Raw genomic sequence first — 22,337 nt, 5'->3', positions numbered from 1 at the left:
CCGTAGAGCGAGCACCTTATGCTGACATTTCAACGTTTATCCGGCTCCGCCTTAATTCAATATATTGATGAACTGGCTCAGCTTCGTATGCGTGTCTTTCGTGACTTTCCTTATCTTTATGATGGCGATACGCAATACGAAGCCCGCTACCTTAAAACCTATATTGAAGCTCCCAACAGCGTGATCGTATTGGCCTTTGATGGCGATAAAATCGTTGGTGCTTCAACCGGTTTACCACTAGGTTATGAGACCGACGAAGTAACACAGCCATTTATAACAGCTGGTTACAATCTTGATAAGATTTTCTATTGTGGCGAATCAGTGCTCTTATCTGAGTATCGTGGCCAAGGCGCAGGTGTGGCCTTCTTCGACCATCGCGAAGCCCATGCAAAAAGCTTAGAAGGCATAAAATACACTTGCTTTTGTGGCGTGCAACGTCCAGACGATCACCCAGCTCGTCCAGACGATTACCAACCACTGGATCAATTCTGGCGTAACCGTGGTTATGAAAAGCGCCCAGAGCTCGCGACTCATTTCAGCTGGAAAGAAATAGGTGAGCAAGAAGAATCTCTTAAACCCATGACCTTTTGGATGAAGTCCTTGGTATGAGAAAGATGGCAGAATATGAGCGTATTTAAACTGGCGACGGCACAATATAACATTGGCTTTTTCACACAATGGGAAGAATTTGTCGACAAACTAGAGAGCTGGGTATCCAATGCCACACAACAAGACGCTCAACTATTGGTGTTTCCTGAGTATGGCAGCATGGAACTGGCCTCACTATTTGGTGAAGCTATTTACAGCGACTTAAACAAACAGCTTCATGCCATGCAAACCCTATTACCAAAGTGGCATGATCTGCATGAAGAATTGGCAAAACGCTATAACATCTTGATACTTGCTAGCAGCTTTCCAACGGAGCAAAGCGATGGCCGCTTTCTAAATCGCGCCAATCTATTTGGCCCCGATGGCCTAATTGATTATCAAGATAAATTGATGATGACGCGCTTTGAAAACGAGCAATGGCACATCAGTGGCGGCGAGCAAATTAAGGTCATTGATACTGACCTTGGCCGTATCGGCATTCATATCTGTTATGACTCCGAATTTCCCATGATCGCCAACCAACAAGTAGCAGCGGGAGCAGATATTCTATTGGTACCAAGCTGCACCGACACTCAAGCGGGTTTTCACCGGGTTCGCATTGGCTGCCAAGCGCGCGCTTTGGAAAACCAATGTTACGTAGTGCAATCCCCGACCATTGGCAACGCGCCCTGGTCTGAAGCGGTAGACATAAATACCGGCCGTGCCAGCGTCTATACACCAGTGGATTATGGTTTTCCTGATAATGGCATATTAGTAGAAGGCAAAGAAAATGAAGCTGGCTGGGTTTACGCCACTGTCGACCTCACCGAAATCGCCCGTATTCGTGAAGAAGGCCAAGTATTTAACTATCGCGACTGGCCCAAGCAATTCAAATTAACTAGTATAGAATGACATCTATATGCTTGTTTTTTTTGGATTTTTTCTTTCTACTCGATACACTACTAAGTAGAAAGAAAAAAGACCTTTCGGACCGTTTTATGCTATGAATAAAATCTTCCCTTTATCTCTTGCTTAACTTTTTTCATGGGCAACTGATGATTCAATAATCTCATGGTTTCCAACATTTTTGGTACAGCATGAGAAAAATGCGATTTAAACCCATCACATAGATAATTGCGATTTAACAAACCGTCACTGGATGGTTCAAACCGATGTTTTGGACACCCACCATGACATACAGAACGCACCTCACACTGCAAACAATCAACACTAATGTTATCTCGTTTATCTTGACCAAACTTACGATTTTGCGGCAAATTAACTAAATCAATCAAAGAGGTTTCATTAATGTTGCCCAGCTTATGCTCTGGGTATACGTAATGATCACAGGAATAAACATCCCCATTAGATTCCATTGCGACACTGCTACCACACGTTTCATTAAAAACACACGAACCAGGCCGACCAACTAATTGGCTCATGGTTTGCTCAAAATTCATCACAAAAACTTTTCCTAAATCGTTTTGAATCCAATAATCAAAAATAGTATTCAAGAATTTACCGTATGCTTTTGCTTGAACTGACCATTCAGCAAGATTTGATTCACCTTCAAAAGTAGGCTGTATTAGTATCAAACCGTCGCGATCAGGCACAATGGCTTTACGTTCAACCAAGGGAATGAATTGCATATATTGACTGCCTATACGCTTTAAGAAAGCATAGACATTTAAGGGACGTCTCACATTTTCAGCATTGACCACGGTTAACGTATTAAAATCCACGTTATGCTTTTTCAGCAGCTCAACCCCTTTTAGCGTATCATCGAAGGTACTCTTGCCCTTTCGGGAAAGGCGATAAGTGTCATTACTTATGCGATCACCATCTATAGAAACTCCAATTAAAAAATGATGCTTGTTGAAAAATAAAGCCCATTCCTTATCCAGCAAAGTAGCATTAGTTTGTAAAGCATTAGTAACCGTTTTCCGTCCTTTATACTGCTCTTGAAAGGTCACAGCCTGACGGAAGAAGTCTAAGCCCAGAAGAGTAGGCTCACCTCCCTGCCAAACAAACTCAATAACATCGCCTTTTTGTGACTGTATCTGATCACGAATGTAATTTTCCAATGTCGTATCATTCATACGCCACTGTTTTTTTCTATCTGGATAAAGGTTCTCTTTTTCCAGATAGAAGCAATAAGTACAGTCAATATTACAGACCGAGCCACTTGGCTTAGCCATCACCCCAAAGTGATTAATTCGATCTACAATCTGATTCATAACACCGCCTTCAATAAAAACATACGACTGAAGCAGCTAAAAGCTTAAATACTGCATCAGTCGTCACTTCAGAACTTATCGACCACTGTAGGACGCTGCATGCTCAATAACATTATTTTGTCGAATATACTCTTCAAACTCACCTTTCAGCTCTCGTACCAGCTCTGGGTGTTGGGCCGATAAATCCAGAGTTTCACCACGATCTTTCGACAAATCATAAAGTGCCCAAGGTACATCTTTCCTAAATACTGGCGTTTTACTCATCGTGGCTTGCTGACTCAACTTCCAATTATCACGAACAACATAACTTGCCCCCATCAACTCATCCGCCAAAACAGTTCCTTCAGGGTGAACTATTGAAAAAGCTTGAGGTTGCTGTAAAGCTGTTAGCAAAGAAACGCCTTCTGGGGAATAAATAGCTTTACCTTGATAAGTTGATTTAGGCATCTCAACGCCCGCCGCTTCCAAAAAGGTAGGCAGCATATCCGTTACTTGAACACGAGCAGACGATGTCGGCCTTTGTTCTTTCTGGGCATTCAGCTTAATTATTAGTGGCGAGGCCGTTCCTCCTTCTGCCCCAGTAAAACCTTTAAACAAACGGAAAGGTGCAGAACCTACCTCAGCCCAACGAGAGCCATAAGCGACAACAGAGCCGGGTTTACCCATATTCTCTAATGAGTTATCTACCTTAGTTCCAGGAATTCGAGGCATAAACGCCGCTGCCCCCTCTGCACCGTTGTCTGACATAAAGGCAATAATAGTATTGTCATACTCACCTATTTCCTTCAAATGCGAAACCAACCGACCAACATGTCGGTCTAAATTACTTACCATCGCTGCGTAAATCTCCATGGATTTAGCTTCTATTAACTTTTCTTCGGCATTCAACTCATTCCAATGTTTTTCACCAAGAGACTCTTTAGCCGGTAACATTACATTGTCAATTAGACCAAGGCGTTTCATTCTAGCCAAACGCTGCTGCTTGATAACATCGTAACCTGCATCGTAGCGCCCTTTTTGTGCGTCAATATCTGCTTGAGGTGCCTGTAATGGCCAATGAGGTGCCGTATAAGCAGCATAAGCAAAAAAAGGCCTACCGTCTTTCAAGTTTGAATCTATGTAGCTTATTAATTTATTGGTATAAAACTCTGTAGAATAGAAATCTTTAGGCAGCATTTTAGATGGAAACACTCGATCATCTTCCGCATACATAGTGATGTCTAGCGGTGTCGGTGGACTAGATGGAGCAAAATGCGATCCACCTCCATTTACCAATATAAATGATTTATCAAACCCACGTGCATATGGCAAAGCGCTTTTATTTATTCTGTACCAAGTTTTATGATCTTTATCTGGCGCCTTAACATCGTAAGCCAAATGCCACTTTCCAACCATATAAGTATGATAGCCAGCATCGGATAACAACTCTGGCATTGTGACAGTCTTCTCACTTAAATGACCACGATAACCTTCTGGAATGTTATCAAAATCATAAGTATTAGATTTACCCCAAGGTGCAGTAATCGGATTATCCTTAATGATATTTATGCCAACTACTTCTCCCATATTACCGATACCCGCTAAATGATGATCAACGCCTGTCATCAGACTTGCTCGAGTAGGCGAACATACCGCCGAAGTGTGGAAATTGGTTAAAATACGCCCCTGAGTCGCTAACACATCAATATTTGGAGTGTGTATTTCACTGCCATAGGCACTTAAATCGGAATACCCCAAATCATCTGCCAGAATCAATAGAATATTAGGGCGAGTCTCGTCGTTTGAATGAGCCGTATTATAAGTGGTCTCTGTTTGGGCCATTGCTGATGCACTTAATAGCGAAGCAGCAACGACACCAAGAGATAAGTGAGGAACTTTGAATTTTGACAAGGCACTAACGCCTTTCTCGTGCAAGCGATCAATCATAGATACATCCACTGACTAGCTGTGTGTTATTTTTATTAATTACTAAACTATCAGTAAGTTGATATTGATCAAGACCTTAATATTGAACTCATGCATTCATGATATCGAATGATAACAAAAGTAAGGCTCGGTGCCCTTTAATCAAGCAATGTAGGTTTCGAACCTTTTCCCCGCACAATGTCTTGTCCTTCTCTAAAAGCCATAAAAAAAGCCTCTCACTCAAAAGTCACATTGGTTTGTAGGTAACCTTCATTTTAACGGAAGTATTGCCTTCGAATGTATGTAGGAAAGACTGAGGCTCGCTAGTAAAAATATCAATAGCCTGTAATTGCTGACCTATCGTGCGAAAAGAATAATTAACAGAATAACTCAATAGAAAACTGGCCTGTAGAGCATTGTCTCGTTTTCGGTCTAACTCACAACCCACTTCAAATTTATGTACATCGCCAACGTACAAGGTCTCAGTAATAGGCCGAGCCTCACATGAGGCGCCTCCTTCTGAAATCACAATATCGGATATCATTATTCGTACCGGGTCTTTTTTCGTCTGAGACACCGCCCTCGCGTCATTGGATTTATCGATGTTCTTTAGCAACCACCTATCCAGGCTCAAAATATTATCGATGTAATCTTGCTTAGTAAAAGCGATTGTTATGTGTGGCGCTTTCACTTTTTCACCAGTGACTAACTGGATAAAGGAAGAGATTCCAGATGCGGTATGTAAATTATCCGCACTCAACTTTTTCAAGTCTTCCCTTTCCATTAACGCCATTTCATCTCGGCTTAGCTGGGGAAAAAGAGAATCATCGATTTCAGGGAAAGTCAGCACCTCAGCGAACAAGACTCGACTGAATAGCAATAGAAAAACAAACAACGTCACTCGACCAGCCATTTTACATCCTATCTATAAACATCCATGAAAAGCAGAATAACAAAAACCACAAAATAAATACTGACCTTTTATCGTTTTCAATCCTGCCTCATACAGATTTACACGAGTTTATTCGTTCATAACAACTATGATTTGATCGCACACTCTATTGGAATTATCAACAGCTATATCTATGCCATTTACACTAATCATTAAGCCCGAAAAAAGAAACTCTTAAGTTGCCTTATACAAAAATAGAAACTAATATGTTTCTATATATTAAAAAGCAACTTATTAGTTTCCTTATGATGAATCTACTACAGCAAATCAAAAATCGCCGTTTAGCACTGAAACTCAAGCAGAATGAAATGCCTATGCGTATTGGTATTTCTAGGCAGCAGTACCAACGGCTTGAAGCAAAAGGCAATCCAAGACTCGATACTCTTGAACTGATTGCCAAGGGTCTCAATAGCGACGTCATGCTGATTCCAAAAGAAAAGCTGAATGCTGTTTTAGCTGTTCTTGAAAGTGATGGTAACAACACATCTTTACCGCACAAACAGCCTGATCATTCTGATGAACAAAAACAACTATCGGATGACCCATGGAAAGGATTACTAGAAGATGGAGACGAATATGACAACGGAAATTAGTGTCCTTAAGTTGACGTTACATGGCCATCTAGTGGGGTATTTGGCAGGGGCAAAGAATGGACGTAATGTTTTACATTTTGCTGAAAGCTTTCAATCTAATATAGCGCGCCCCACTTTTAGCTTAACTACACATCCAAATTTTCCACGTTCCAATAAAATGCTATCTGAGCCATGGGCGACAAACCAACGCCTGCACCCTATTTTGTCTAATCTATTGCCTGAAGGTTCATTGCGGGAACTAATCGCTCAAGGGCTCAAAACCCATGTTGATAATGAGTTCCATATTTTGTCTTATCTGGGTATGGATTTACCTGGTGCATTAGTCGCTGAACCGATGGAGCCTGAAGATGTGCCTCTACATTTATTCTCATCTCATGGCCAAGTAAAAGCAGTTAAATTCGACAAACTCAGCCAAGAAAACAAATTCTCCTTGGCAGGCGTTCAGATGAAGTTTTCCATGAAGGAAAAAGACGGTCGATACAACCTATCGAAAGGCAATGAGCTTGGCGATTGGATTGTGAAAACACCCTCTACTAAACACAAAGAAGTGCCTGCCAACGAGTTCACAGCCATGACTCTCGCTTCCCTCATTGGCGTAGATATTCCTGAAATAAAATTGGTCGAGATAGACCAATTAGATAACCTTCCACAAATCAATCTTCCTGATGAAAAATTGGCCTTCGCCATAAAGCGATTTGACCGACATAACGACCAACGTATTCACATGGAAGACTTTGCTCAAGTTCTTGTGAAGTACCCACATGAAAAATACAATTCAGGCAACTACGAACAAATAGCAAAAATCCTGTATCAGTTTTCTGGTGATGGTCTAAATGACGCCCAACAACTTGCCCGTCGTTTACTCGCCAACATCCTATTAGCAAACGGCGACGCCCATTTGAAAAACTGGAGCTTACTGTATTCAGATCAAGTCACCCCCAGACTCTCGCCTGCTTACGACATAGTCACCACCAGTGTTTATATTGAAAACGAACAACACTTCGCTCTTAACCTTGCAAAGACGAAGGCTTGGTATGATGTCTCATATAAACACTTTGAACATTGGGCTACTAAATCAGATATTCCATGGCGAGCAATCAAACCACATTTGGATGATGTAATGGAAAAAGCCAGAACACTTTGGCCGAACGCGCTAAAAGACCTACCAATGAATGAAGATCACAAACAACAGCTAAGACAACATTGGCAAAGGCTTCATGAGGATTTTCGAGTTTAGTACTGTATAACAAAGCCTTGGAAGTCCTATATTCTCAATGTGAAGTTGGAAATTTAGTTGTTTATATAAATGACTAAGACCTATCAGTGATAGGCCCTTAGTAGCTTTCGCTTTATATTTTCATCAAAAAACATCTTCATCTTTTGCAAAAGTTGTTGGACTTGTCGAATCTTCTATCGCTTTACGCTTTTGTAGGCTCAAAGTAAGACTCTAAAGCAATGCTAACTCCCACGTCGACCGTACCCTAATGCTCTATTGGATTTGTATATTAACTGTCAAATATATCTTTTAGCTTTTCTAGCGCCAGCTTGTGTTTGTCATCTGGCATTTTTGCCAGATTAATCTGTTTCCACTTAATGGCCGGAAGATTATTGATCCTTTCTAGGTTTAGTAATGTCCAATCCGGCTCACGATTTTTAAACGACAATAAAAAGTTTTTCTCAGCATCAGTCAGCCCTTGGTGAATAAGCTCTACCAAACGCTCTCTAACAGCCAACAGCTCTTCAAGCGGTACGTCTGTCTCAGCCATGTTTGCAAATTCACCTGCATAAATAGCAGATATATCTTTAAATTGCGGTCTGAGTAATTCAGCCATTGGTCGATTATGACTCGATAGATACACCATCAAAGCTTTGCGTATTTCATCCGTTAACCCTTCGTTTTCCAAGAGCCACTTCACATCAAATAAATCTCTTGGGTGCTGCCTGTCTAATGCCGCGCAAATTTTACCGGCATAGAGATCAGCTAATGCGACCACAGACACTTCAACATAACCAAATTCGTCTTCTACAGCAGAGCAGACTTCCATTAGCTGTGGTTCGTAAACCGCGCCACGTAATACTGGCGATAACTCGACTTTAATGTGTACACCATTACGGGCGACAATCAGCCGTAGCGCATCGCGCTTTGACTTATAGGCTTCTGTTAGCTCGACATCTTTAAACGCAACTTTTAAATCTGCGCTAATAACATCCAGTGCTTCACTAATTTCCCGCAAAGCCTCATCGCGGTTTTTCATGGGCAAGTAGACCAGATCAATATCAACCGATAAACGCGGAAATTCCCGAACAAACAAGTTAATAGCTGTTCCACCTTTAAGCGCGAAACATTCCTGCTTAGCAACAAAGGGTAAGACCTGTACCAACAACTGCACTTGCTTGTAATAAATACTATTTCTATCCATTGGCCCAATTCCTTTGACAAGAGCTTTCTTTAATCAGCACTTCCTTTAATAAGAGCTTATCCTTCACTTTCCATTACCATATGCGATGGCACTGTGATTAAAAACTCTGTATCCAATTTGCCGCTTTTAGCCACCACACGCTTACCTGAGCCTAAGTCATAGTCTTTTATGTTCAGCTTGCGAAGCCAAGGATAGGCTTGGCGCGTCGCCAGCCAAAAAAACAATCGCTTGGCTTTTACGCTTTTACAGGCTTTTAAAAGTGTATCAAGCTTTCTGGGGGATAAATTCATCAAACCCTGCATCAATTCATCAGCATGTTCAAAACTAACCGCATCGGGCAAATCGACCAGTAATTCCAATAACGCTTTTTCAGGGCATGAAAAGTACACAGGTGGAAGATCAACGGCCCATTCATGCTGCCTGATAAACGCTTTGTCTTTTAACAGCCATTCGGGCCATAACGTTTTTGTTCTATGTCCCTCGCATTCAACGGGGAGTGACAAACGCCCCAACCATCTTGGTAATGTATCTTGTACATACAAATGGATATGCGGTCTATTACCTAAGGATAGATACTGCGACAGTCCCGACAATGATAATGCCGACAATCCACCCACAATGATCGAAGGCAGACTATCCGCTTTATTCACGTCCATACGCTGCATAGAAGCAACTACCCCTTCCCAGCTCACAGAACGAGAATACTGACTGTACACCCCTTTCGCCAATGGCAACAAAGTGCCTGTTTTAACCGCGTTATCGATGGTATGAACGCTCAAGCCCTGCTCCGCCAACCACTTTTTGGTGGCTAACATGCCATAAGGCAGAAGTGCTTTAAGCGCCTGCTTATGTGCTTTTTTTACACTATCGTCTTGAGTAGCTGTGCTATTCACCAAGCGCAATTACCTTGTCATGTTTTTTGAATTTGAAACCTACTAACCTATCACAATAGTTTAAAATATATGATAATTACGGCGATTTTCGCCGTAATTTTATAAAATAATAAACTCCCACAATCAAAATGGTTTACCAATACTATTTTATTCGGCGCTAAACGCCGTAAAGATGCCACGATATAAACCTACAAGATGCGACAATGCACACCGTTTAACCACCCACCTTGTTATAGGCCATTTGTATAAAGAATTTTACTGGCTCAAAGTCCACCTCTGAGGCAAGAGTAAATTCCACATCGCCCGTACCGTAATGCCCTATTGATGTGACATCACGATAATGGCCTGTATCCGCAGGTATATCAAAGGGTTTCAGCTTCAAAAATAGCTTAATGTTGCGACCTTTAACTTCCATACAGACGATATTTTGCGAGATCTTGTAAGCGACATAATACTTCTTCGGCACCTCTTCAATGGACTCATCTAAGCCAAGGATAAACTCACGAATCGTCGCCGTTAGCTCATGTATGTCGTCGGTTTTCCCATCTAAATGTTCATCAAAAGTATACACGCCCGAGGCACGCGACAACGCCGCCTTTCTACCCGCCTCGACCATAACAGGGTTCTTACCATCATGATTCGTCGCCAATGACAGTGATGGCATATTCGTTGACGTTTTAGTTGTGTGGAACACTTCCTCAAGGTAGAAAGAATCATTGGAAAACAAACGATATTTCCATAACTCGATATTCGCCCCCATCACTTGAACCGCGTGAAGATCGTACTTCTTATAATTCGGCGCGATGCAGATGACCCGCACATCGGACCAATCCACCTTCACCTCACCGCCAAGACGCTTCTGCACCGCAATCTCAAAATCGCCCTTGTGGTCTTGAATCCAATGCAAATAAAACAAACTCTGATTAATCAGCTCCGACGACTCGACTTTTTTATATTCAATAATCACCGGATTATCTTCCTCCGACAGCGCCAGCGTATCAATCCGACCCGCGTGCTGCGCCCCCGTCGAAAACTCACTCGCCACAAAACGACAATTAAATACCGTATCGAGATTACGCTCGATCAGTATTTGCAAATCCTTCTCCAACGCAAAATTACGCTGTTCAACGGCGGATAATTTATCGCCAGAAATATCGAAAATGGGCATGTTGATTGGCTTCTTTTAATGTATTTTGATCAAATTGAAATCTTTTACTGCAAACGCTACTAGCAAACTCATTTAAAATTAACGCCTCGCGCTATCCAGCGCGAGGCGTTGTAGACTATTTATGGCTTGTAGTCTGTTTTATGGCATTTCGGACACGGTGGTAATCTATCGCTGGTATCATCCAAAGTGACCGTTTCTGAACAGTTGGTGCAAGTGTATGTACCCTTGCCTGGTTTTTCGCCTGTTGTAGACATAACTCTCTCCTTGAAGATCTATCCCCTTTAGCGATACAGCACTCGATGTTGGGAGCATCGAGATATCAAACTTTTATAGTACTTAAAAACTTCTGGTTCTGTGCTGCGATACAGCTCGATATTGCTGGCTCACACTCGTAGTCTCTTGCAAAAGAACGGTGAAAGTCGCTGTCTCGTTCTAAAAACACTGCACTTGGCCCATCGCTAAACTGATCGGCGGTGATGTCGATAATCCAGCCGTCCCATCCAAGCCAAGCGTGTGTTTGGTACTGGCCGTTTACTGTTCTCTCGCCTGCAGTATAGCGGACGTTTGTATATAGAAAACAACCAGGAATATGGCTCACATTGCCGCAGCAACCGGTTGGGAAACGCTCAACTAGGTAGTTTCCTGTGGTTTGCTTAGCAAGTAACTCAAAATAGCTGTGAGATAAAAACAAGTACTGCTTCAGTAAACTCGCCTCAATCATCAATCAAAATTTTCATTTAGACCCCATTAGCTTCTTAAAAGCCTGCCATTTTAGCCTTAATGAGAAGCCCATTTATTAACAACCATAAAGTCACCATGGTCATCTCCTGCCTCATTAAAACTTTTTGATTTAGCCTCAAGCGTACTAAGCGGCATAGGTATAATGCTTGTTAACTCTTCTCTTTGAGTGTGATCATGGGGTTCTACAAAGCCACGGTCATAAATTAACCCTCCTTTTACAGTAAAGAGACCGCGATCATGCATAAATCCAGAACCATTATCATCTACACTGTAAAAGAATAATTTTCTCTCATTAATCATATTAACCATAAATGACTCAAAAGCTGGTCGCATAATCCTCCATGCAGAGAGCTTGCCTTCTTTTGCGTAGATATGAAACTCCACATCTGGCTTTTGACAAATTTCCATCATAGCTTTAAGAGTTTTCTTACAGCCATTATTCGAAATATCAAAGTAAGGGTCATAGAGAGTCACTTTTTCAGCATTAAGTAATAAAGCTCTCGCAGCCAGCGCCAGTGAATCCGCACAGCGAGGAAACATTGTGGAATAGCTCATATCGTTGTCGGCAATCGACTGGATACTATCTAAATAGATGTTATTTTCACGCATATTTCTATCAATTAATTTATGGAAAGAGCGTTCAGAGTGACTAACCCAAGCAGCTTCACTCCAGTCTTGATAAGCACCATAGTTACGTCCAAAATTTGATAACAAAATGTCTTTATTAGCCGTAATCTTCTCAACAAATTGCTTCCGCTCTATCTCATTGCCTGTCAAAGAGTCCAAACAAGATTTAATCCACTTTTTAGGAAAAAGTGAAATTAAAGCCCCTTTATGAAAACCAAATCTTGCCTCTAGTAAGTTTATATCGTGAATTGAACGAACCTGTTCTGGTGATACAGCAAATTCAAGATGCAACATTAAAATAGCTCTCCCACTCTCTCATCGAAGAAGCCATTCGGCCAACGTGTATCAAATTCACCTTCATCCGTGGTTTTTATTGGAATAAAGCGCGTTTTTCCTTCTATCTGTTCACAGAAAATAATTTGAACATCACTTTTAAAACAGTCATATGACTCATTATCACCTTCAGACGTGTCTCTACGCCGCTTTAATAACCGCAATAATAAATGTTCACTGTGGCTCTCTATTAAAAACATTTTATTAGGGTTACTTCGCGTTGCGTTTAGTAACATATCGCCTAAAGCTAACTGCCATTTGGGATGAATATGAAGCTCAGGTTGCTCGCAAGAGACAATAGAATCGCCTTCCATCGAGGTTGCCACAATAAACGGAAACACCTGCGATATACCGACCCCAATATCCGTTGGCAATAGGCGAACCCCACTAGCAGTCTCTGTAATAAAAACGCGTTTTTCCAATTGAGGAAATTCGCCAAATTGATCAACCGAAAATTGATAATTGGTGTTCAAGAAATCAGGGGCTTGAAATACCTTATTAACCCGAGACTGAAGAGCATCATTCCCATAAGCAAACGCATCCCAACCACCTGATCCATCAAACCAACGCTCTTTTCTGAAGCGTTTGTTTGTGACCGCTGAGCGGTTAGGGATGGTTCTAATTGGACCAATATGAAAAAGTCTTTCGAGTTTCTTGATGAGTATTTTTAGAGGAGCCAATGATGACTGAGACAACGCCGCTTCACAAAACATCTGAGCTGCCGCTGCGTTGTCTTGAAAAAGGTCTTTCCAATCTAAAGGTGCACTTGATAAATCTAGCCTTTGGTTAATCCTTGGAAGTGCATCTCTTTGATCTAAAGGGACCGACTCCCAAACTGCCGTTGAGAATAAATTCTCGGCTTTGAAAGACTCATCAACCTCCCAATGAGGCAATGGTTCGTAAAATGAAATGACTGGTTGCCGACGCCCTGCTTGCGAGTCAAATCGTATGTATGTTTGACCTTGGCTAAAACATTCATATCGACTTACAAAAACAACTTCACGTAGACGGTCCCATTTTAAATCAAGCTCAAACGTAATAGAGCTAACAGCCATGTCTGGAGAAATTTCTAGCGTGTTTTCAAGCCACCAGCGCTCAGAATCAGAAAGGTAGTCATCAAATACATCATCTTCATTCGTAAAATCTAACGTTGCTCCAAGTGTTATCGTTCCTGATGATTTTTTGCCATGAACTAAATTATGAAATCCACCAAAGTATAAGGATTCACCAGCGATGGAACTGTATTCGGCGTCTAGGTTCCGTTTTGCCAATACCTCATAAAGATAAAGCATCGCCTGTAAAAGAGTGCTTTTTCCGGTGCTGTTCGCACCAAAAAACAACGTGATTGGTGCAAGGGGAAGTGTTACTTTCTTATCAATCCCTTTGAATCCACCGACTATTAAAGAGGTAATATTCATACGCTTCCTTGTTTTTGTTTCTGAACTATTACTTATTTATAAAAAATAGTGTTTTTATCTACCTCCCTTGTATAAACAGGACCAAGGGAGAAATTAGCAGGGAGTGGGTCTGGCTCCGATTAAAGCCCCCCAGAGAAGGCTTTTTGGCTGAGTACAGCTATTTGATTTTTTATTTCATTGGATGAAGATAAACAGTGTTCATTCATAATTGATATATGATCGTAAATATTCTCATACTTTTTCTGGATATTTAAAGGTGGTATTGGGATCATTAAAGTTCTTATATCATTGAAATTCAGTCCAGCTTTTACAGCTGATTTATTTTTCATTTGAAACTGTTTAACACCTCCGTCCGAAGACAAATATGCAGATAAGAACCTAGAGTTTATTTTACTCTGATTGACTCGTAAGAGTGCTAAATGCTGATTAATATGACCTCCTGCAATTTCATCATTTACTACTGCTGAACGACCTAAGTCAGCGGTAATAGATAATAAAACATCTCCTATCTGAACACGTGTACGTGTAGACTCAGCACCATCAGGGGCGTTTACATAAGCCATATCCTCTAGAAGAAGTCGATTCTTTGATACATTTTGAATCCTTATAAATTTACTTCCTTGATCCGAGTAGTATTGTGCCCATCCACGCGACCCGCTAGTTAAAAACTCTAGACAATCTTCTAGTGGCCTTATATCCCACCCCTTGGGATTGGTAACCGGATCACCAAACATGTCTAAAAACACAGAACGCAGGAATTCGTCGGCGAGTTTTATAGCCTGTTGGCGTTTGCGGCGGATGCCGTCGGCTTTGTCGAGAATGGCGGCGATGCGTTTTTGTTCTTCCAGTGGGGGAAGTGGGATTGCCCTGTTCTCCATAGCAGTTTTAGTGACATGTACCATCGTGGAGCCAGAGCCTTGCTCAGCTTTTATAAAATCAACATCCCTTTTTAGAGCATAAAATAAATATTTTTTGTCAGCTAAACTTTCGTCAACCATTAGTTTCCAAATATGGTAGTGATAAATTACTTTTCCACCTTGCCAAATTTGTGGACCAAATGACGCCGACCATGCGTAGATAAGATCACCATTATCACAATATTGCTTTTCTGGTAACTCTAGATCTGAGTAATACCAATCTCGATTTGAAAAAAAATTACCAACTCGCATTAACGGATACTTGCCTTCTCTTAACATCTCATGCTTTTTGTAGGCTCGCCCATTTATTAAAGTAACGACATCTCCCAATTTTACCATCGGCCATTTCATAGCATCCCCTCCAGTTCTTTTAGGTCTGCCATGATTTCATTTTCCAGCGCCATGAGTTTGCCAAGGATAACTTTTGGGCCTTCGTATTGTTCTTCTTCGTACACGACTTCTTTGTAGCGGTTGATGGAGAGGTCGTATTTGTTGCTGGCGATGTCGGCGGCATCGACGACGAAGGCTTTTTGGGTTTTGTTGCCAAACTGCTGCTGTATTTGCTCTGGTGTGGCGTTGCCCAGTACTAGCTGACGATAGGCTTTCCATTTGGCGATGGCGTCTGGTAGGTCGTTAGTGCCTTCGCCTTTTAGTGGTGTGCGTTTATCGTCTAGGGATAGGCCATCGGCTTGAAGATCGTAGAACCAAACCCGTTCTGTTGTGCCACCTTTGGTAAACAATAGGATCGCGGTGCTAACGCCAGCGTAGGGTTTAAATACGCCGCTGGGTAGGCTGATAATGCCTTCGAGCTGGTTGTTCTCAATTAACTCTTTACGTAGCTGTTGGTGGGCTTTGGAGGAGCCAAATAACACGCCATCTGGTACGATCACGGCTGCACGGCCACCCAATTTGAGAGAGCGTAAAATATGCGCCACAAACAACAGCTCGGTCTTTTTGGTTTTCACCATGCTGAGTAATTCTGGGTTGGTGTTGGTTTCGTCTAAGCTGCCTTTAAAAGGCGGGTTCGCTAGGATGACGTCAAAGAAGTTTTCTTCCTGCTGCGGAAAGTTCTCACGGATGGATTTGTTAAGTGTGTCTTGGTATAGCACATTAGAGCCGTTTACTCCGTGTAACATCATGTTCATGCTGGACACACGCAACATGGTTGTATCGAAGTCAAAGCCCCAGAACATGTCATCACTGATATGCTCACGGTAGTTTTCTAGTTTATCACCTGGGTAATGTTTGTTGCCCTCTTCATCTTCCCAAATAGCCCCTGGACTGGTGTGTTTACGATTCAGGTATTCCATGGTGCGCGCTAAAAAGCCCGCTGTACCACATGACGGATCACAAATGGTGTCCCATGGTTGCGGATCGATAATTTCAATCATGGCGTCGATAATATGACGCGGTGTGCGAAACTGGCCGTTGATGCCGGCGGTAGTCAGCTTGCTGAGTAAGTATTCGTAGATGTCGCCTTTCACGTCGCTTTGGTTCAGCGGTAAGGAGTCCACCATTTCTAGCGCAGCGACCAGCACAGATTCGTTTTTAATTTCGAGATCGGCGTCTTCCATGTAGTCACTAATGTGGCCCATGGCTTTGACTGGAGTATCTTCACCTACTTGGTCTATGTCGGCCACTTGACCCAGTTTGGAAAAGTAAGGATAGACTTCGTTTTTCAGGTGTTTATGCAGATCCTTCCCAGATAAGTTTTTGAAGTTTTTCCAACGCAGTAATTGACCTTCCTTGGTATCCGGAAAAAGACGCACAAAGGCTTTGCCAGTGCGATTGGCTTTGCGTTCTTCCGCTTCTTCCTGCATGTCGAGCATACGGGCAAACATCAGGTAACTGATCTGTTCAATCACGGTCAAAGGGTTAGTAATCCCCCCTGTCCAGAACTTTTCCCATAGTTTATCGATGTCGTTACGGATTGGTCCGGTTAGCATAATTTGTCTCTATTTGATGTCGTTGTAATCGTGTTGGACTACTTTTAGTCCAACCATTTAATCAGCTTTTTTTAGTTCTAATATAGTCTCTAAAAATTCGAGAGACACCGTCTCTCGAATTTGGAACTCAATGTGTACCGAATTCGAGACGCACTGCGTCTCGAATTATTTGCTCCCATATTGAACATCCTGTTTGATAAAGGGTTTAAGTACAGAAACTAGGTCTTTAACATCTGCTTCTTTAAATACACCATCGACACCATTTGGGCTGACACTTGTAAAAGGCGCTTCATATAGTTTGGCTATGTCGATAAAACCATAGTTGGTGATATAGGTTTTGAGTAGGTCCATGAATCGCACTTGTTGGGAAGTCAGATTCGGGTGACGATGCACAAAGTCGGTGAAATGCTCACTGACTTTCTCTGGCTCTAGCCCCACCAATTCTTGCAAGGTGATATGCAGTTGATCGGCAGTCCGGCCATAAAATTCGTTCAGAGCATCCAAACTCACTGTGGGGTGCGTGGTTAAGATGGTTGAGGTTAGATTTTTTAGATCGTCTTCCGAAACCGCCTCATGGGCTTTGATTTTTTGCAGTATCGGGTTCGTCGCAACTAAGTTGTCTAGCAGCTCTTTGGCTCGTCGGCGATAAACGCTCACTTCATCTCTGTTATAAAGTTTATGCTCACGCACTTTGGTGACTACTTTGCCATCTTGTGTACGAGTTTTCAGTGGGTCATAACCGCCACTGGTATCGCTCTGACGGAATTTCATAATACTGCGTAGTTGAGTTCGAGCGTTTTCTAGCTTAGTTATACTAGGGGCTTGCCAGAACTCAGCACTGTTTACTTCGTCGATGATGGCTTGCTTTTGACGAACCGCTTGAATGTTAACCGCTAAGGTTGATATTTGCTCGATTAAGGTGTCTCGTCCATCTTCAAAACTTGACGACTGTTCAATAAAGCTGGTTTCCACGACAGCCATTAAACGATCCAATTGTGTTGCATGCTTATCTTTCAGTGGACGAACCGCCATCAGTGGTGCCACTGTTTCAGATAACAAATGCTGTGTTGTTGCATTCAGCTTTTGCAAGCTACCGGTTTGCAGAAGCGTGTCTACTTGTCGCAACTCTTTTCGAACAGCCACACTGTCTCTTGGTAAGTCCGATATATCCGCTTTAATGAGTTCAATCGCAGTATCAAAGCCTTCTCGGTGGTTATGTTTAAGGGTCTGAATCGCTAGATTGACACGGGCTTCAAAGCAGGTTTGCAGTAACGGCTTGCCACCCACATCTTGAGGTTCTTTATATGCTTGCTCGAAGAACTCAAAATTACCGTAGTGATCAAAAATCAAAAACTCTGTTTTATCTTTGCCTTTACCAAACAAGTTTTTGCATAAGCGCGTTCCACGACCAATCATCTGCCAGAATTTGACAGAGGATTTAACGGTTTTCGCAAAGACGAGGTTCACCACTTCTGGCACATCGATGCCTGTGTCCAACATATCCACCGAGATCGCGATACGGAATTCGTTGTCGCCTTTTTTAAATTCTTTGATCAAGCTCTCTACATGGGACACTTTGTTATGAATGACTTTACAAACTTTGTTGCCATATTGTGGGTAGAGCTTGCAGAAGAGTTTTTCTAAATGCTCTGCATGTTTTTGGTTATTCGCAAAGACAATCGTTTTACCAACTAGCGAGTTGGTTTCATCCTTGATGCCATAATTCATCAAGTTTTCAAGAATCTCTTGGTCTGTTTTTTCACTAAAAATTTTACGCCCGATGTCTTTGCCTTGGTACGAAGCATTTTGCGCTTCGTCAAAGCCAAGATCGTCTTCTAACTGGCGTTTTTGATCGTCGGTTAAGTCGTTGTAATGAATGCCATCGCGAAGAAACTCTGTCGTTACGTCTTTGACTTTGAAATCCACTAAATAAGGTGGCTCATGCTCAATGGCTTCTTTTAAGCCAAATTGATACGTCGGGTCTGTGGTTTCACAGCCAAACATGTCAAAGGTATTACGACTGATAAATTTGACTGGTGTGGCGGTTAAGCCCACCTGTAGTGCATCAAAATAATCAAAAATGTCACGATAGCGGTTGTAGATACTGCGGTGACTTTCATCGGCAATGATCAGGTCAAAGAAGCCCACATCAAGCTGAGCAAAGCGGTTCATCATGCCGGGATAAGTGGACACGTAAATACGTGCATTTTCGTCAATCTTATTGGTTTCACCAATTTCACAACGGGGTTCGCTGGGTAAATTGTTTTTAAAGGCTTCACTCGCTTGGGTACGCAGCTCTTTGCGGTCACAAAGAAACAACACGCGTTTTGCCCAACCAGCGTTTAGCATGAGATCTGCAAGGGCAATGGAAACACGGGTTTTACCTGTGCCCGTTGCTTGGATAATCAAGGCTTTACGACGCTGTTCTTGGAAAGTATGGGCAACCGATTTGATGGCGTTGATTTGATACAGACGATCGGCAATATTTAAATTGGGGTTATTTTGTTCTAGTTGGTTATCACGGTACTGGCGTTGGTAAATGAGATAATCCAGACTGTCTTTACTGTAAAAACCATAAACAATTCGCGGTGCATTGTATTGTGCGTCGTCCCAAATAAAAGTCTCGTAGCCATTAGTGTAGAAAATCACTGGGCGCTGGCCAAACTGCTTTTCAAGCGAGTCAGCATAGAGCCGAGCTTGTTCTCGCCCCGCTTGATCTGAGCTATTGCTAGAACGTTTCGCTTCGACGACGGCGAGAGGTTTGCCATCGCTGCCCCACAACACATAATCTACATAGCCTTTACCGGAAGGGTTATTCGGAAAAGCGACTTCTACTTCAATACCCACATTTTCAGGATCAGAAACATTCCAGCCAGCTTGCACCAGCATAGAATCAATTAAAAGCTCGCGAGTTTTCGCTTCGTTCCATTGCAAACTGTCAGCAACGGCTTGACTTTCTTGCTGGCGTTTAAGTTGATCTGGATAAGCAGGTGCATCAAGATACTTAAGGTTCTTAGTACGCTCTTTTTCAATCTGTTCAAGCAGCTCGTCATTGAGCTTTTTCTGCTTATCCAGTTCTTCTTTGTATTTATTGATGGATCCAGACAGGGCAATGGCATCAGCACGATTGTCTTTTATATCTACAAACGCAGGGATGCTTGCCTTTTTCTTCATATAGTATTTGATGGCAAGGTAGCAGGCGAGCTGATGCGCTATCCCCAATGCCATAAGTGCGGTTCGTAAATCTCCTTCCCCACCATGTGCCGTTTCATTGCCTTGGGTACGTAGATAATTCAACTGATGAACAAGTGGTTTTGTCACACAGTTTTGGAACACAGTGTCACGTACCATGGTGTTCAAGGTTGATTCGGGTAAACGAGGCAGGCGCTCTTCTTTATAAATGGCCTTGGTCAGCTCCTCCGCAAAAGCGCGAAGACGTGTCAGTGCGCTGCCCGGATCAATAAACAACACGGCTTCAGCCAAACCTGCAAGGTTTGCTAATGCCTCGTTTTCAGGACGAAGAAACTCAAAGTTTTGTGATTTCATAAATAATATTGTTTTCATACTCGTGTAATAGCGAAAGCTGTGCCAACTTCTACTTCACGTCGTATTTATCCATCCAGTTGGTTAGTGTTTGGTAATTTTTAAGCCCTAATAACTCAGCCGCTTTGGACTTGCTTCCATTGGAATGCGCTAATGCTTTAGGAATGTAATGCCTTACCAAATCAGAAATAATATTTTGAATATCAATACCTTGCGAAATATCCTTATCTAACAAACTGGTATTATTCTGAGGTCTATCAAATAACGCTTGTTTGATGTCATCAGCCGATATTGCGTCTTCGCTACTCCATAGAGAAGCCCGCAATAAAGTCGATCGTAACTCACGTATATTACCTGGCCACAATTGTGAGAGGATAATATTTTTTGCATTTGCAGAAATTTTTTTATTTATCAGGGCGACATCTTGCTTTGCCATATCCATCAATAACGCATCGGCTAATAAAGCAATATCACCCTGTCGTTCTCGAAGTGGTGGCAATGAAAGTACGCCAACGGCAACTCGATAAAAAAGGTCTTCTCGAAAATGTCCATCATGGATCGCTTGCATCAAGTTTCTGTGAGTGGCCGTAATAATACGAACATTCACGCTTTCCTCTTTAATGGCACCAACGGGGGTGATAACGCCTTCTTGTAGAACCCGAAGCAATCTAACTTGCACACTGGGTTCTAACTCGCCAAATTCGTCTAAAAACAGTGTTCCACCATTTGCCTGCTGGAAATACCCTTGTCGATCAGCTGATGCGCCCGTAAAAGCGCCTTTTTTGTGACCAAACAACATGGAGTCCACCAGCTCTGTTGGAAACGCACCACAGTTCACTGCAACAAACGGCTTATCTGAACGTGAGCTAGCATTATGGATGGCTCTTGCAAAAAGCTCTTTCCCCGTCCCTGTTTCGCCTTGAATCAATACAGGCACTTCACGCTTAGCTAGAATTTCAGCTTGATGCTTTAAGCGCTCCATCACAGGGTTTTGGGTAATAATGTTTTCAAACGCCGCACTGGAACTGACACCATCATTAGTAAGTTCTGTGAGTTGTGTAGAGGTTAATTTGGTGGCCGACGGAGTGTATTCAGCAGAAATCTCAAAAGGTATTCTTACCTCTTGAGCACCTTGTTCTTTACTGGATTGATAAAAGCGAGCAGAGTACTTCGTCTTCCCCAGCAAAATCCAAATGGCTTGCATGGCTGGCGTACCAGGGCTCAATAAAATAGAGATATCAGCATTTGCTTTTTTAAAAGCACTAAGGTGTTTGTCAGCCGCATGATATATAGATTCAAAATCAACAGGAGAGACTAATGTTTCTTGAGAACTATATATTACATCAGCTGTTTGACGCTTCAGCCACTCTATGTAGGGAGCGCTCCTAGCTTTTGGATATGAGCAAAGAAGAATAACTCGATCAAAGGAAAAGTTTGCCAGCGTAGACGATATAGGTGCATCTAATGGCATATCAGAGATAGCAGCCCTTAAATCTGTATCACCAACCCATGAAAAAAGTACTTTTTCCGCCACAAATACATCCCTAATAAAAACAACTGCTTAGTAATTGTAAAGATTACTACAGTTTCTCGCTCAACACATCATAGGAAAAATAGAGTAAAGGTCACCATTTCTACCAACATTAAGTAGAGCGGGACACAAACGGGCCAAAGGTGGGAAACAAATGGGCCAAAATCAGATACAAAAAAGCCGAACACTGGGTTCGGCTTTCGTAACTTACACTCTCTAATTCAGGAAAGTAGTAAGTATAATTTTACTTTAAAGAAAAGTGGTAGGACTAAGCAGATTCGAACTGCTGACCTCTACCATGTCAAGGTTACTCTGAATATTCCCTCACATGGCAATGAACTACTTTATATAATATATTCAATGCCTTAGTAAACACACATCCTTTGAATCAAAGCAATATAAGACAATAAAACTCTATATCAGGGGATTTTGGCCCATTTTGATCCCATCTTGACCCATGACCTCTACCCTTCGAATCAAAGCATCTCAAATTAGCCCATGCCTTAAAAGCAAAAATAGTCATAA

General features: G+C 42.1%; 18 protein-coding genes. 4 read left to right on the top strand and 14 right to left on the bottom strand.

The features are described from left to right. Positions 1-18: 18 nt before the first annotated feature. Together AC2A4J_RS08770 and AC2A4J_RS08765 are read left to right on the top strand one after the other, a co-directional pair. Positions 19-609, top strand: a complete 591-nt coding sequence (locus tag AC2A4J_RS08770; RefSeq protein WP_484175704.1) for a GNAT family N-acetyltransferase — start codon at positions 19-21, stop codon at positions 607-609. A 15-nt stretch (positions 610-624) separates the two neighbouring features. Then, complete coding sequence (locus AC2A4J_RS08765) at positions 625-1,500, top strand: carbon-nitrogen hydrolase family protein (RefSeq protein WP_484175703.1); 876 nt, start codon at positions 625-627, stop codon at positions 1,498-1,500. Positions 1,501-1,589: 89 nt separating this feature from the next. Here the strand turns inward: AC2A4J_RS08765 and AC2A4J_RS08760 are convergent, their stop codons facing one another. The 3 genes from AC2A4J_RS08760 to AC2A4J_RS08750 form a co-directional block, all read right to left on the bottom strand. Beyond that, positions 1,590-2,825: an anaerobic sulfatase maturase gene (locus AC2A4J_RS08760; protein WP_217494998.1), complete on the bottom strand. Its 1,236-nt coding sequence runs from the start codon at positions 2,823-2,825 to the stop codon at positions 1,590-1,592. Between the two features lie 75 nt (positions 2,826-2,900). Continuing rightward, positions 2,901-4,751: an arylsulfatase gene (locus AC2A4J_RS08755; protein WP_484175702.1), complete on the bottom strand. Its 1,851-nt coding sequence runs from the start codon at positions 4,749-4,751 to the stop codon at positions 2,901-2,903. A 226-nt stretch (positions 4,752-4,977) separates the two neighbouring features. Beyond that, complete coding sequence (locus AC2A4J_RS08750) at positions 4,978-5,643, bottom strand: hypothetical protein (protein ID WP_484175701.1); 666 nt, start codon at positions 5,641-5,643, stop codon at positions 4,978-4,980. A gap of 245 nt (positions 5,644-5,888) precedes the next feature. Here AC2A4J_RS08750 and AC2A4J_RS08745 point away from each other — a divergent pair, with 245 nt between their 5' ends. Beyond that, positions 5,889-6,275, top strand: a complete 387-nt coding sequence (locus AC2A4J_RS08745; RefSeq protein WP_484175700.1) for a helix-turn-helix domain-containing protein — start codon at positions 5,889-5,891, stop codon at positions 6,273-6,275. After that, a complete protein-coding gene (locus tag AC2A4J_RS08740) occupies positions 6,259-7,512 on the top strand; it encodes a type II toxin-antitoxin system HipA family toxin (protein ID WP_484175699.1) in 1,254 nt (417 codons plus the stop codon). The genes AC2A4J_RS08745 and AC2A4J_RS08740 overlap by 17 nt, the downstream gene beginning before the upstream one ends. Before the next feature lie 268 nt (positions 7,513-7,780). Here AC2A4J_RS08740 and AC2A4J_RS08735 read toward each other — a convergent pair whose 3' ends face one another. From AC2A4J_RS08735 to AC2A4J_RS08685, 11 genes are all read right to left on the bottom strand, one after another. Beyond that, positions 7,781-8,695 (bottom strand): nucleotidyl transferase AbiEii/AbiGii toxin family protein, encoded by a 915-nt coding sequence (locus tag AC2A4J_RS08735; RefSeq protein WP_484175698.1) that lies wholly within the window; start codon positions 8,693-8,695, stop codon positions 7,781-7,783. A 56-nt stretch (positions 8,696-8,751) separates the two neighbouring features. Further along, on the bottom strand, positions 8,752-9,588 hold the full coding sequence (locus AC2A4J_RS08730) for a type IV toxin-antitoxin system AbiEi family antitoxin domain-containing protein (protein WP_484175697.1): 837 nt from the start codon (positions 9,586-9,588) through the stop codon (positions 8,752-8,754). A 214-nt stretch (positions 9,589-9,802) separates the two neighbouring features. Then, positions 9,803-10,756, bottom strand: a complete 954-nt coding sequence (locus tag AC2A4J_RS08725; RefSeq protein ID WP_484175696.1) for a DUF5655 domain-containing protein — start codon at positions 10,754-10,756, stop codon at positions 9,803-9,805. 119 nt (positions 10,757-10,875) lie between these two features. Continuing rightward, positions 10,876-11,010 (bottom strand): zinc ribbon-containing protein, encoded by a 135-nt coding sequence (locus AC2A4J_RS08720; RefSeq protein WP_484175695.1) that lies wholly within the window; start codon positions 11,008-11,010, stop codon positions 10,876-10,878. Positions 11,011-11,075: 65 nt separating this feature from the next. Beyond that, the gene (locus AC2A4J_RS08715) at positions 11,076-11,477 is read right to left on the bottom strand and encodes a hypothetical protein (protein ID WP_484175694.1); all 402 of its coding nucleotides are present in this window, start codon (positions 11,475-11,477) and stop codon (positions 11,076-11,078) included. Between the two features lie 56 nt (positions 11,478-11,533). Continuing rightward, complete coding sequence (locus tag AC2A4J_RS08710) at positions 11,534-12,418, bottom strand: hypothetical protein (protein ID WP_484175693.1); 885 nt, start codon at positions 12,416-12,418, stop codon at positions 11,534-11,536. Then, positions 12,418-13,875 carry a DUF3696 domain-containing protein gene (locus tag AC2A4J_RS08705; protein WP_484175692.1) on the bottom strand — a complete coding sequence of 486 codons (1,458 nt, stop codon included), beginning with the start codon at positions 13,873-13,875 and terminating at the stop codon, positions 12,418-12,420. Before AC2A4J_RS08705 ends, AC2A4J_RS08710 begins: the two co-directional genes overlap by 1 nt. A 119-nt stretch (positions 13,876-13,994) precedes the next feature. Then, positions 13,995-15,143, bottom strand: a complete 1,149-nt coding sequence (locus tag AC2A4J_RS08700) for a restriction endonuclease subunit S (protein ID WP_484175691.1) — start codon at positions 15,141-15,143, stop codon at positions 13,995-13,997. Beyond that, positions 15,140-16,738: a type I restriction-modification system subunit M gene (locus tag AC2A4J_RS08695; protein ID WP_484175690.1), complete on the bottom strand. Its 1,599-nt coding sequence runs from the start codon at positions 16,736-16,738 to the stop codon at positions 15,140-15,142. The genes AC2A4J_RS08700 and AC2A4J_RS08695 overlap by 4 nt, the downstream gene beginning before the upstream one ends. A gap of 165 nt (positions 16,739-16,903) precedes the next feature. After that, complete coding sequence (locus tag AC2A4J_RS08690; RefSeq protein ID WP_484175689.1) at positions 16,904-20,284, bottom strand: DEAD/DEAH box helicase family protein; 3,381 nt, start codon at positions 20,282-20,284, stop codon at positions 16,904-16,906. Positions 20,285-20,333: 49 nt separating this feature from the next. After that, positions 20,334-21,815: a sigma-54 interaction domain-containing protein gene (locus AC2A4J_RS08685; RefSeq protein ID WP_484175688.1), complete on the bottom strand. Its 1,482-nt coding sequence runs from the start codon at positions 21,813-21,815 to the stop codon at positions 20,334-20,336. Between the last annotated feature and the right edge of the window lie 522 nt (positions 21,816-22,337).

The sequence above is a fragment of the Marinomonas sp. ATLA20 genome (assembly GCF_057180105.1).
The sequence above is the reverse complement of the archived record's forward strand: the minus strand, read 5'-3'. Positions and strand labels throughout refer to the sequence as shown.